Consider the following 13312-nt stretch of genomic DNA (forward strand, 5'->3'; position numbering starts at 1 on the left):
CTTCTATGCCGCAGTTCTTTATCGACCGCCCGGTGTTCGCCTGGGTTGTCGCGCTGTTCATCCTGTTGGCCGGTGCGCTGGCCATCCCTCAATTGCCGGTGGCGCAGTACCCCGACGTCGCGCCGCCACAAATCGAAATCTATGCGGTGTACCCCGGTGCCTCGGCGCAAACCGTCGATGAAAGCGTGGTCAGCCTGATCGAAGAAGAGCTCAACGGCGCCGATCACCTGCTGTACTTCGAATCGCAGAGCAGCTTGGGCAGCGCGACGATCAAGGCCACCTTCCAGCCGGGCACCAACCCGGAACTGGCGCAGGTTGATGTGCAGAACCGCCTCAAAGTGGTCGAGTCGCGCCTGCCGCAAGCGGTCAATCAGCAAGGCCTGCAGGTGGAGAAAGTCTCCGCCGGCTTCCTGCTGCTGATCACCTTGACCTCCAGCGACGGCAAACTCGATGACGTAGCGCTCAGCGATTACCTGGCGCGCAACGTGATGAACGAAATCAAACGCATCGACGGCGTCGGCAAGGCCCAACTGTACGGCGCTGAACGCGCGATGCGGATCTGGATCGATCCGCAGAAGCTGATCGGTTTCAACCTGACCCCGGCCGACGTCAACGCCGCCATCGTCGCGCAGAACGCCCAGGTCTCGGCGGGCAGCATCGGCGATTTACCCAATCCGTCTACGCAGGAAATCACCGCGACCATTCTGGTCAAGGGGCAGCTGTCGACGCCGGAAGAGTTCGCCGACATCGTGCTCAAGGCCAACCCCGATGGTTCTACCGTACGCATCGGCGATGTGGCGCGGGTCGAGATCGGCAGTCAGGAATACCAGTTCGGCACGCGCCTGAACGGCAAGCCGTCCACCGCCGTTGGCGTGCAACTGGCGCCGGGGGCCAATGCGCTGGCGACCGCCACGTTGATCCGGGCGAAGATGGACGAGTTGTCGCGCTACTTCCCGGCGGGCGTCGAATACAAGATTCCGTACGACACCTCGCCGTTCGTCAAAGTCTCGATCACCAAAGTGGTCTACACCCTCGGCGAGGCGATGCTGCTGGTGTTCGCGGTGATGTTCCTGTTCCTGCAGAACATCCGCTATACGCTCATCCCGACGCTGGTGGTGCCGGTGGCGCTGATGGGCACCTTCGCGACCATGCTCGCGCTGGGTTTCTCGATCAACGTGCTGACCATGTTCGGCATGGTGCTGGCCATCGGCATTCTGGTGGACGACGCCATCGTGGTGGTGGAGAACGTTGAACGGATCATGGCCACCGAAGGCCTGTCGCCGAAAGAGGCGACGCGCAAGGCGATGACCCAGATCACCGGAGCGATCATCGGCATCACGCTGGTGCTGGTGGCGGTGTTCATTCCGATGGCATTCATGCAGGGTTCGGTGGGCGTGATTTACCGGCAGTTCTCGCTGTCGATGGCGACGTCGATCCTGTTCTCGGCGTTCCTGGCCCTGACGCTGACGCCTGCCTTGTGCGCCACGCTGCTCAAGCCGATTGCCAAGGGCGAGCATCATGAAAAGAGCGGTTTCTTCGGTTGGTTCAATCGCCGCTTCGAGCAACTGACCGATCGCTATCAAGGCTGGGTCGGTTACGCGCTGAAGCGCAGCGGACGTTATCTGTTGATCTATGGCGTGCTGCTGATCGGCATGGGACTGTGCTTCGCGCGGCTGCCCTCTTCGTTCCTGCCAGTCGAGGACCAGGGTTACACCATCACCGACATTCAATTGCCGCCGGGCGCGAGCAAGAACCGTACGGTGCAGGTGGTCGAGCAGATCGAGGCGCACAACGCCAGTGAACCGGGGGTGGGCGACAGCACGGTGATTCTCGGCTTCAGTTTCTCCGGTAGCGGTCAGAACGCGGCGCTTGCATTTACCACCCTCAAGGACTGGTCGGAACGCGGCAGCGACGATTCGGCTACTTCCATTGCTGACCGCGCCAACATCGCCCTGAGCCAGATCAAGGACGCCATCGCGTTTGCAGTGTTGCCGCCACCGGTCGACGGCCTCGGCACATCCAGTGGCTTCGAGTTCCGCCTGCAGGATCGCGGCGGTCTCGGTCACGCGACGTTGATGCAGGCGCGTGCCGAATTGCTCGCCGCCGCCGAAAAAAGCCCGGTGCTGATGAACGTGCGCGAAAGCGCGCTGGCCGAAGCGCCGCAGGTGCAACTGGAAGTGGACCGCAAGCAGGCCAACGCGCTGGGTGTGTCGTTCGCCGACATCGGCAACGTGCTGTCCACCGCCGTGGGTTCTTCGTACATCAACGACTTCCCCAATCAGGGGCGCATGCAGCGGGTGGTGGTCCAGGCCGAAGGCGATCAGCGCAGTCAGGTCGATGATCTGCTGAAAATGCACGTGCGCAGTAACGCCGGGCACATGGTGCCGCTGTCGGCGTTCGTCCAGGCGAAATGGACCCAAGGCCCGGCGCAACTGACCCGTTACAACGGTTACCCGGCGATTGCGATTTCTGGCGAACCGTCGCCGGGGCACAGTACCGGTGAAGCGATGGCAGAGATTGAACGACTGGTCGCCCAAGGGCCGAAAGGCCTGGGTCAGGAATGGACCGGGCTGTCGCTGCAGGAACGTTTGTCCGGCAGTCAGGCGCCGATCCTGCTCGGCCTGTCGCTGCTGATCGTGTTCCTGTGCCTGGCGGCGTTGTATGAGAGCTGGTCGATTCCGACTTCCGTGCTGCTGGTGGTGCCGCTCGGTGTGCTTGGCGCAGTGCTGGCGGTGACTTTGCGCGGGATGCCCAACGACGTGTTCTTCAAGGTCGGCCTGATCACCATCATCGGCCTGTCGGCGAAGAACGCGATTCTGATCATCGAGTTTGCCAAGAGCCTGTACGACGAAGGTCACGATCTGATTGACGCCACGTTGCAAGCGGCGCGTCTGCGGTTACGGCCGATTGTCATGACGTCGCTGGCGTTCATTCTGGGCGTGGTGCCGTTGGCGATTGCCACGGGCGCGAGTTCGGCGAGTCAGCAGGCGATTGGTACCGGAGTAATTGGCGGGATGATTACCGCGACTTTGGCGGTGATCTTTGTGCCGGTGTTTTTTGTGGTTGTGGTGAAAGCCGTAACCCGATGGGCCGGAAAAAAATGATGCTTCACTATAAGACGGTCGGCTTTTACACCTGTCAACATTGACAGGTTCGCCGATGGCCTGAGGCGTTCAGGCTAGCTCCTGTCGCGTTTCACTTCGCGGTTTGACTTGAATCAAGAGCTGCTCATGTCGAATGTCAAGGGCAATGCAGATGGCAACCGCTGATGTCGATGGTCTGAAGCCGCCAGTGAAGGGAAGCTACGGATTCGAGTCTGGTCAGGGCAGTGTTCGTGGAAAGACTCGCCGTTGGTATCGACCCTTTTTACCGAGCGATTCGAGGGACAGTCACTTTTTTCAAGCTCCCTGCTGTCGGCTCAGACAAGGGGCAGATTGAAGCCGAATTCGAGTTCCAGGGGCAGAACGGGGATCCTCTTCCGGAAATCGTGACGGTCTCCAAAGGCAAGCTTCATATCCAAAACCGATGCTTTTATGCGCCAGTCCATCTGAAACGAAAAAACCTTGAACCTCTGTCAAAGCTGACAAAGGTTCAAGGTTTTTTTGTTCGCCCTCCTGCCACCTGCCAGAACCCACACCCATGCTATGGTTTGCTCGACACCGTCAACACAGAGCCTCCCATGCGCTTCCTCGCCCGCACCCACCCTCGCCTCTCTGCCGCCGCCTTGTTAGGCCTTGCCGCAGGCCTCCTGGCCCCAGCGGAATCCGTCATCAGCAAAATCCTCATCGGCTGGAACGCCGGAGTCTGGACTTACCTGATCCTGATGCTTTGGCTGACCATCCGCGCCAAAGCGCCGGACGTCAAACGTATTGCCGAAGTCGAGGATGAAAATGCCGGGCTGGTGCTGTTTGTCGTCTGCATCGCGGCGTTGGCGAGCCTGGCGACCATTACCGTCGAGCTGGCTGGCAGCAAGGATCTGGAAACCACCCGTAAACTCCTGCACTACGGTTTTACCACGCTGACCGTCATCGGCTCGTGGCTGCTGATCGGGGTGATTTTCTGCGTTCACTATGCCCGGCTGTTTTACACCTGGGACGGCAAGGAGCCGGCGCTGCGATTTGCCGAAGGTCTGACGACGCCCAACTACTGGGACTTTCTGTACTTCTCGTTCACCATCGGCGTGGCTGTGCAGACGGCGGATGTCGGCGTGGCAACGCGGGAGATTCGAAAGATCGTGCTGGCACAGTCGCTGATCGGTTTCGTATTCAATACGGCGATTCTGGGTTTCTCGATCAACATCGCCGCCGGATTGTTCGGCTGAGCGCAAAAAAACGCCCCGACATCTCTGCACGGGGCGTTGTTGTTTCAGCGCATCAGAAGAAATAACTGACTCGCAGGCTGCCACTCCAGTCCTGGTTGACAGTATTGCCCTTGCTGCCGCCAACCTGGCCCGAAACCTGCCAGTTGCGTTGTGCCGGCGTCCACTTCAGACCCGCTCCATATTCAACCCCGCTGCTGGCGCGATCATCATCGAAGCTGTCGTCGTTGATCTTGATCCGGTTGGCTTTGACGAACTCATGGTTGGCACCCAAAGACAGGCTCGGCTCCAACAGACTGCCGTTTTCAAGCGCAATGACTCGCCCCCCCCTTACACCGACATTGCCCTGAAGCGAACGCATGGTGTCGGCTTCGACTTCAAGACCGTTGTCCAACCGATAGCTGTCGCTCTGGGTCACACCGGTCGATACCCGGACCTGCGGCTCGACAAACCAGTTGTCCTTCAGGCGAATATGCTTGCCGACCGCCACCGAACCGCTGGCGCCCAGAGCCTTGTAATCGCCCTTAGCCCGCGTGCCATCGCTCATGGTGACCTTGGCCTTGTTGTCGAACTGATTGACCTTGGCCATGACGTTGACGAACACGCCGCTTTCAACATCGTAGGTGCTGCCGTAGACGCCGACGTTCAGACTGTCGACCGTCGCGCTGGAGCCGTATTTGAGATCCATGTTGGTACGGCTGGAACCTACAAAACCACCGATCACCCAAGGGCGACCGCCGATGTCCACGGTGGTATCGGCACCACCAGTGACGCCGTTCTGGTTCTGGGTGTAGCCGTCGCCGTAGGCATTTTTGACGTTGTACTGGTTGCCATAAGTGCGTACCCAGACGCTGTTGCTCAGCTTGGTGGTATCACTGTCACTCGCCGCGCGAAGCGCAGCATCGGGGCGGATACTCAGACCACGATCGCCGATCTGGTCGCTAAGCATGTTCATTTCGGCGTTCAGCACGCTGCGGGCACTGCCGGCCAAAGCCAGCGCGGTGTTGGCCGAGGTGCTGACAGTTTCCTTGTCCGGGGTGAGGTACAAGCCCTGCCCCTCCTGCTTCAATCGGTAAACGAATGTGCCGGCATCCACTGTGTCCTTGTTGGCCAGCGCAAAAGCAGCAGTGCCGGCGGCAATGTTGCCGACTTGCACCGGTTCTGCAGTAACCGGCGTCGTGCCCGTGGCAGAAACCAGCAATTGATGCTGACCGCTTGCGGTGCCGGTCACGTTCAGGAAGTCGGTACTGCCTGTTCCCAGGTCGGTGCCCATCACGAAGGTGCCGTTACCTGTGAGATTGCCGACGTTCAGTCGCTGAAATTGCTCGTTGGTGCCCATTTGCACGACACCATTGTTCATGCCCAGTTGCTGCACGGTGCTCTCGTCGGTCATGACCCATCGCGCAGCATTGTTGATGGTCAGGTTAGCCGAGTTATTGATCTGGCCGGTGAGTACCGAACTGTTATCCAGCAGCACACTGCCGTTGGCATCGCTGGTGACGTTACCGGTCAGCGTGCTGCCATTGTTCAGCGACAGGCTGGCGACATTGTCGACGTTACCGTTGATGGCTGAGCCATTGTCCAGGCTGACAGTGGCCGCGGTTCCCGCCACGGCTTCTACGTTGCCGTTCAAGGTAGCGCCGGTGTCGAACCGGGACCGGGTGACATTCTGCAGATTGCCGTTGAGCGTGGCGCCGTTCTGCATCAGCAGTGCAACCGTACTGCCGGTCTCGGCATTCACATCACCTGCCAGGGTACTGCCATCGACATTGAAGTTGGCGGTGGAGCGGTTGATCGCCTTCAAAACCGAGCCATCGCCGCCGATCAGTTCAGAGTTGCCACTGACATTGATGTTGGCGACAGTCCCGGCCCTGGCGGAGGAACCCAGCACGATAGCTGACCCGGTTCCACCGTTCACGCGAGTATTGTCAAGCGTCACGGTACTGGCGTTGACGCCTTCCGAGTCAGTCACGATCTGCAACCCGTCCTTCGCGCCAGTGATCGTGCTGCCCGTCGCTGAAAGTGTTGCGCCGCCCAATTGCACGCCGTAACTGGTAGCGCCCGTGCCGACGACAGTGGAGTCTGTAAGGTTCAGCAAGGCAAAACCTACCGCGTTTACACCGCCAGTCACGCCGGTGATGACACTGTTACCCGAAACGGTGGCGGAGGAAGAGGCTGGCGTGTTGATGTTTCGTCCCAGCAGAAGCCCGAAACTGTTGGTACTGGTAATCGTCGAGTTGTTGATCGTTGCATTGCTGTTGAGCAGTTGAATGGCTCCCCGGCCCGCCGCGCTATTGACCGTGGCGCCGGTCATATTCAACGAGGAGGTGTTGGCATCGATACGCCGGCTCTGGCCACCGTTGAAAACGACATTGGCATTTTGTGAAGCGATGGTCAGCGCTGTCGCGTTGTTGACGGTCAACGTTCCCCCCTCGGACACCACCCAGGCTTCCGGTGCAGGTGGATTGGTGACCACTTCACTTTCGCCCGGCAACAGGGTTCGGCTGTAGGCCTCGGGAGAGGCGATCAACGCCGCTGCCATCATCAGTCTGATAGTGTTCGAGTGTTTTGGAAGAAAAAAAATGGACATGGGTACTCCTCAAACCTGCACGATTACAGAAACTGTTTTTTGGCAGTGTTGAAAGCTCCCACCCAAAAAACGTCCGACAGCCTAATGAGAAAACCGAATGTTTAATGTAGGAATAGTCCTTATATGAGTGACGATTTGTCCTTCAGAAGTGAAAGACATTCAGGATATTTCCCTCCTTGATATCGGTAGAAATCGCGAGAGAGACCGTCAGATCCCTCTCGCGGTGCAAACAACATCCACTCTGTTAATCAACACAGCGTTAAGCAGGAGCCACTGTCAGATCGCAATACTGGAAGCTGCTATTGATGGTATCCAGAGGTTTGATGATCGGAGCTGACGATTGCGTACCGCCAGCAGCCGTATACCAGTACTTCCCATACGCAATGACACCTCGCTTCGGCTGTGCAGCCTTGAAGTTTGTGGCAGTACCTACACCTGCGACGTCAGGCACATCGGCAGCCTTGATGGTGTAAGGTTGCGAGTCCGCCGTACCGTTAATCAACTGTGTACCTGCAGCATCCGAGTACGCTTCAAAGTGTGCGGTAATAATGGTGCCTGGCGGTAATAACGGGTCTTTTGTGATATTCAGCCCCATCACATAATTACTCGTAGGGCTGATCATCGCGAAGCACTCGATATAGTCGCGAGTTGCTGGTTTGCGGACATTGACCGTTGGAGGCGGCAGCACGATCGGGATCTGGTTGACTACCACTGCTTGAGGCAAGGATTTATTGATGTTCTTACCCAGTCCCGTGATTTCGATCGTGTAGCGGGCCGTATCGCTTGGTGGTTTCAACTTTGCCATTTCACTTGCCGGGATAGGAACAGAAAAACTCGACACAGGCCTAAACGGACTAAATGTTTCAAAAGGTACTGTAGCGTTACCCAAGTAACACTTGACCTCATGCTCCGGCAGAATGTCCGGATCTGCCAGGGCGTTTGTCACTGTAAATGTGCCTGGTTTGTCACGATCAGTAGCCGCCACAACGTTTGCAACACCGGAAGCCCCCGTCACAACCGGTCGTTGGAGATCCGCGTTCTCCAGATCAGGTGGATTCGTAGGTATTACACCCGCGAGACGCGAGTCAAAAGTAAAGGTTGCAAGCGGTGATTCGGCATCAGGCGAAAGACCGGCACGCACTATTACGGAGTTGATATTAATGTCGACAGGGCTATCGGGATCAGCAAACCGCGGATATACATTGTTGAAGTCAATGCTGTAAGTCAAATTACCGTTAGCCCATGGCTGTTTCGCAGTATCGAAAGAAACAGTGACATCGTTGGCTTTAGTAAGCACCAGATAGATTTCATCCCCCGGCTCCGCGTCTTGAATTGTCGAGTTTTCGACGATAGCCGTAAGCGCGATGGGGGCCGGAGGTGTAGTCGTGCTGAGAAAATCTTCCCAGTAAAGCGTCGTGGTGTAACTTGGATCAGTCTTTGGCACCAATGGGGCTTTATTGATCGACGGTGCTAATGGTAATTTCAATGTCAGCAAGGGTGCAGAAACAGATTCCTGGCCTTGATTACCGATCCAGTCGGTCCATTCATAAATCCAATTGACGCGCCCGTTAGGGAATACAAGCAACTCGGTGCTAGGAAAACTGAACTTACCCGTCGCATCGACAGTTCCATTGAAGACCTCAACTCTTTGCGTACCGGAAACAAGCCAGACTCTTAAATTGTCATCGACCCTGCGCCCGAAATACCCGACGTTAACCGTACCCTCCACATCTTGATTCGAGTTTATCCAAGTGGAATCAACCGTCTTTTGTGCATCCGCAGGACCGTTGTCAAAACTTGGAGCGGGCGTTGGCTTGATTTTTTTGGGAGGGTTTTTTGTATCGACCGGCGCGAGTTGGTCAACGATAAACTCCACTTGGCCGTCATCGAAATTACCGCCCCCCTCTTTGTAGTACCTGACCAGCAGCTCCCAAACAGTCGGGCCTGGGGATGTCGCCTTTTCCTTAAACAGATTCGCGTCCAAGTCCAACGGGATAGGCGAGACAGGTCGACCAGCGATTGGGCCAAGCACCGCGTCATCCGGGTAATCAATCCAGGTCACTTCGCCTTTTTCACGATATTTGAATCCAACTTCATCATCATCATGTTCATCATCGGGGCGAGCCAGGTTGATCATCAATTTACCGGAATCCATCATGGCTTTCTTGATAAAACCACCCGCCAGCGTATCAATTGTTATAGTCAAGTTAAGAACCCCACCACCTGACAAAACAGAAACCGGGCGTTGTTTTCTAGGTACAAATGTAATTCCCATTGTCGTCTCTCCTTGCGAGTTCAGGCCGGAAGGGCCAGATGTACCAGGTGTTATTCGATCGATTTTCACCAATCCTTCTTTTGATTCAGCAACGAGCCTGCTGCCATCAAACACCTGACAAATAAAAACAGCAGAGCCATAATTTCCCAACGAACTTATATAGCTTGGAAATGGCACTTCATGCATAAAGCCATTTATTATTTCTGTTTCGGAAAGCGTTCTCCTCCATTGACCAAAAGCTTCTTCCACTTCCGTACCACTTCCGTTGATTGACTGGTATCCCCTCCAGGTAATCACTGCAACATATCCCGACAGCGCAATGTTAAGCAGGGAAGGAATTTTTACAGCACCGCCACTTGTCAATGGAGGAATTTTGTCGTTATTCCAGTACCCCCAGGTTGTTGCACCCACCGGCGAAGGTTCCGAAAAGGTTAAAGGCAGCGTGTGATTAATGGTCAGTTTACGGAGTGGAGATAAATCCGGATTACCTCCACCTCTCTTCCATAAATTGTAATAAACATGCGCAACACCATTAGTTGCCATTTGTTGAGGCGTCAAAGGCACATAAACAAAAGGATCAATAATTCCCGCTGGATATTCATTATCAAAAATAAGTGTTTCTACTGAGTTTTGTACCCAGAACACCATCAGTTGATCTTTGGGTCCCGTGTCATCCGGGCGAGGTATTTTGATTTGAGTACCAGCCAGCAGGATATCTCTGGGAATATGTCCGTCCAGATCATTGTCATCAACACCTTCAACTGAAAGAGGTGCGGCAAATATGCCGTTTGAAGGACTGTTTCTGGAAAAATCAGCTGAACTCATGATTCAAATCCACCACATTAATCGGGGTTCCGTTTGTGAAATCCCCTGCTGATCCGTTGGTCAAATTAGGCGCTTCTGTATGTCTTTCTCCAACTGTCAGATCTGACAGGTGCAGCTACCGCCTGTCGGAAACGGCGGACCTTTTTTCCAATCAGCCCCCCACCCTTCACTTGACGCAGCCAAGGAATCTGGTGTTACCTGAAACCGGTTTCAGACAATAAGAAGACTCAACCGTGAACGATTTCTCCGCCGCCCAGCGCAGCCGCGTGACCATGCTTGATGTCGCCGAACACGCCGGCGTGTCCAAGGCCAGCGTCTCGCGCTTTATCGGCGATGACCGTGCCCTGCTCTCCGATACCATTGCCCAGCGCATCGAGCAGTCGATTGCCGAACTCGGCTATCGCCCCAATCAAATGGCCCGTGGTTTGAAACGCGGCCGGACCCGCCTGATCGGCATGCTGGTGGCCGATATCCGCAACCCTTATTCAATTGCCGTGATGCACGGGGTAGAAACCGCCTGCCGGCGGCACGGCTACAGCCTGGTGGTGTGCAACACCGACCGTGATGACGAGCAGGAACGTCAGCACCTGGCGCTGTTGCGCTCGTACAACATCGAAGGGCTGATCGTGAATACCCTCGGCCATCACCGTGACGAACTCCACGAGCTGCACCGCGAGATGCCGTTGGTACTGGTGGACCGCAAAGTGGAAGGCCTGGACAGCGATATGGTCGGGCTGAACAACCCACAAGCTATCGAGATGGCGCTGGAGCATCTTCAACATCGTGGCTATCGCGACGTGCTGATGGTGACCGAACCGTATGACGGCACCAGTTCGCGGATCGAGCGGGTCAGCAGTTTTCAGGCGCAGATTGCCCAGCGCTCCGGGCTGACCGGGGCAGTGCAGGAAACCAGCGACGCGCTCGTCACTGATCTACAAACATTTTTAAACACCAAGGCTACCGGCCCCAAAGCACTGTTTTGCGCCAATGGCGTGGCGGCGCTGGCCTGCACGCTGGCCTTGCGCGAAATCGGGTGTCGGCTATTCGAAGATCTCGGGTTGATTGCCCTGGATGATCTGGATTGGTACCCGTTGGTGGGCAGCGGAATTACCGCCCTCGCCCAGCCGACGGCCGAGATCGGTGCGCGGGCGTTTGAGTGTTTGCTCAAGCGTTTGCGGGGGGATGTTGAGGTGACCCGCAGGCTGGATTTTGCGCCGGTGCTGGTTGAGCGCGGGTCTACCCGAGGGAATGGTGGTGTTTGAGCTGACGCGTTCGCTGGCAAGCCAGCTCCCACAGGGTTTTGTGGTGTCAATGCAATCTATCCCATACCCCGGAACATTGTGGGAGCTGGCTTGCCAGCGATGCGGCCCGAAAGGCCATCACAGAACCACCTGATATTTTTTTGCACAAAAATGAAACCGGTTTCAGAGGCAGATAACAATGAATAAACCCGCCGTTTCCATCAGCCTGTCCAGCTACGGCGCCGAGCTTGTGCGCCAACGCGGGCAAGATTTCTTCATCGACGTGCTGGCCGCCGCCGGTGCCAATCGCATCGAATGGCGCGAAGAGTTGCTGACCCGCGAAGTGCCTGCACAACTGCAGGCCGCCACCCAGGCGCAGGGTCTGCAAAGCATCTATTCGTCGCCGACCGAACTATGGCTCGCCGGTCAGGCGCGGCCCAATCCCGAACTGATCAACGCCCTGCAACACGCCCGGGCGTTTGGCTCGAAATGGCTGAAAGTCTCGCTCGGCTACTTCACCGACAACTGTGATCTGCAGGCGCTGCAGCAACTGCTGGGCAACACCCCGGTGCAACTGCTCGTGGAAAACGACCAGACCTTGCAGGGCGGCCGCATCGAGCCGTTCCAGCGTTTTTTCGCGGCGGTCGAGCAGCATGATTTGCCGATCAAGATGACCTTCGACATCGGCAACTGGCAGTGGCAGGACCAGTCCGCCGCCAACGCCGCACGTCTGCTTGGACGGCATGTCGGCTACGTGCACTGCAAAGCTGTGGCCCGGCGCGCCGACGGCAAACTGGTGGCGGTGCCGCCCGCCGTCAGCGATCTGCATTTGTGGGAACAACTGCTGCGCCACATGGCCCAAGGCGTTATGCGCGCCGCCGAATACCCGTTGCAGGGCGAAGATCTGGTGGCACTGACCACCGAACACGTCGCCGCCCTCGTCCGCCTTGGTCAATCGCGTCTGGAGCCTGCCCATGTCTGAGATCGATATTCTGTCGTTCGGTGAAACCATGGCGATGCTGGTCGCCGAGCAGACCGGTGATCTGGCGGCGGTCGAACATTTTCACAAACGCATTGCCGGCGCCGACAGCAATGTGGCGATCGGCTTGTCGCGCCTGGGTTTCAATGTGGCGTGGCTGAGCCGGGTCGGCGCCGATTCCCTCGGCCGGTTCGTGGTCCAGACCTTGATCGAGGAAGGTCTGGATTGCAGTCACGTCGCGGTCGATGACCAGCACCCGACCGGTTTCCAGTTCAAATCCCGTAACGACGATGGCAGCGACCCACAGGTCGAGTATTTCCGCCGTGGCTCCGCGGCCAGTCGTCTGTCCGTACAGTCGATCACCGATACCTTGCTCAGCGCCCGTCACCTGCACGCCACCGGGATTCCACCGGCACTGTCAGCCAGCGCTCGGGAAATGTCGTTCGAACTGATGACTCGCATGCGCTATGCCGGGCGCAGCGTGTCGTTCGACCCGAACCTGCGCCCAAGCCTGTGGGCCAGCGAACGGGAGATGATCCGCGAAATCAACCGCCTCGCCGCCCTCGCCCACTGGGTACTGCCGGGTTTGAGCGAAGGTCGCTTGCTGACCGGGTTCGAAGACCCGGCGGACATTGCCGCGTTCTATCTCGACCAGGGCGCTGAAGCCGTGGCGATCAAGCTTGGCCCGCAGGGCGCCTATTACCGCACGCAACTGGATCAGGGGTTTGTCGCCGGAGTACCGGTGGCCAACGTGGTCGACACCGTGGGTGCGGGTGATGGATTTGCGGTCGGCATGATCAGTGCCCTGCTGGAGCATCAGAGTTTTGCCGAGGCGGTGCAACGCGCCAACTGGATTGGCAGTCGGGCGGTGCAGAGTCGCGGGGATATGGAGGGGTTGCCGACCCGGTCCGAGCTCATCGCTGAATTCCAGTCCGCCATCGCTGGCAAGCCAGCTCCCACAGGGTTCGGCGGTGGGAATGCAATAGTCGACTTACCCGAGATACCTGTGGGAGCTGGCTTGCCAGCGATGAGGCCCGCTCAGACAACCCATTAATTGAACCTGCTGCGACAAAAACAACAAGCT

7 protein-coding genes are annotated in these 13312 nt (G+C 57.2%); 5 read left to right on the forward strand and 2 right to left on the reverse strand.

Features of this window, described 5'->3' with window-relative positions; translation table 11 throughout:
* The first annotated feature begins 5 nt into the window (after positions 1-5).
* Both L6D63_RS03665 and L6D63_RS03670 read left to right on the forward strand, forming a co-directional pair.
* The gene (locus tag L6D63_RS03665; RefSeq protein ID WP_131670383.1) at positions 6-3104 is read left to right on the forward strand and encodes an efflux RND transporter permease subunit; all 3099 of its coding nucleotides are present in this window, start codon (positions 6-8) and stop codon (positions 3102-3104) included.
* Positions 3105-3679: 575 nt separating this feature from the next.
* On the forward strand, positions 3680-4321 hold the full coding sequence (locus tag L6D63_RS03670; RefSeq protein ID WP_047294296.1) for a DUF1345 domain-containing protein: 642 nt from the start codon (positions 3680-3682) through the stop codon (positions 4319-4321).
* Positions 4322-4373: 52 nt separating this feature from the next.
* Here L6D63_RS03670 and L6D63_RS03675 read toward each other — a convergent pair whose 3' ends face one another.
* Both L6D63_RS03675 and L6D63_RS03680 read right to left on the reverse strand, forming a co-directional pair.
* The gene (locus tag L6D63_RS03675) at positions 4374-6908 is read right to left on the reverse strand and encodes an autotransporter outer membrane beta-barrel domain-containing protein (RefSeq protein ID WP_236170273.1); all 2535 of its coding nucleotides are present in this window, start codon (positions 6906-6908) and stop codon (positions 4374-4376) included.
* Positions 6909-7167: 259 nt separating this feature from the next.
* Positions 7168-10008, reverse strand: coding sequence for a hypothetical protein (locus L6D63_RS03680; RefSeq protein ID WP_236170274.1), 2841 nt, complete (start codon positions 10006-10008; stop codon positions 7168-7170).
* A gap of 233 nt (positions 10009-10241) precedes the next feature.
* On the opposite strand from L6D63_RS03680, the gene L6D63_RS03685 reads away from it, so the two are divergent.
* The 3 genes from L6D63_RS03685 to L6D63_RS03695 all read left to right on the forward strand — a co-directional run bounded on the left by L6D63_RS03685 (position 10242) and on the right by L6D63_RS03695 (position 13282).
* The gene (locus tag L6D63_RS03685) at positions 10242-11270 is read left to right on the forward strand and encodes a LacI family DNA-binding transcriptional regulator (protein WP_121185351.1); all 1029 of its coding nucleotides are present in this window, start codon (positions 10242-10244) and stop codon (positions 11268-11270) included.
* A 178-nt stretch (positions 11271-11448) separates the two neighbouring features.
* Entirely contained in the window at positions 11449-12231 is a 783-nt protein-coding gene (locus tag L6D63_RS03690) for an AP endonuclease (protein WP_131670382.1), read from the forward strand.
* Complete coding sequence (locus L6D63_RS03695) at positions 12224-13282, forward strand: sugar kinase (protein WP_131670381.1); 1059 nt, start codon at positions 12224-12226, stop codon at positions 13280-13282. The genes L6D63_RS03690 and L6D63_RS03695 overlap by 8 nt, the downstream gene beginning before the upstream one ends.
* The last annotated feature ends 30 nt before the right edge of the window (positions 13283-13312 follow it).

This window comes from Pseudomonas parakoreensis (genome assembly GCF_021602155.1).
Lineage (GTDB): Bacteria > Pseudomonadota > Gammaproteobacteria > Pseudomonadales > Pseudomonadaceae > Aquipseudomonas > Aquipseudomonas parakoreensis.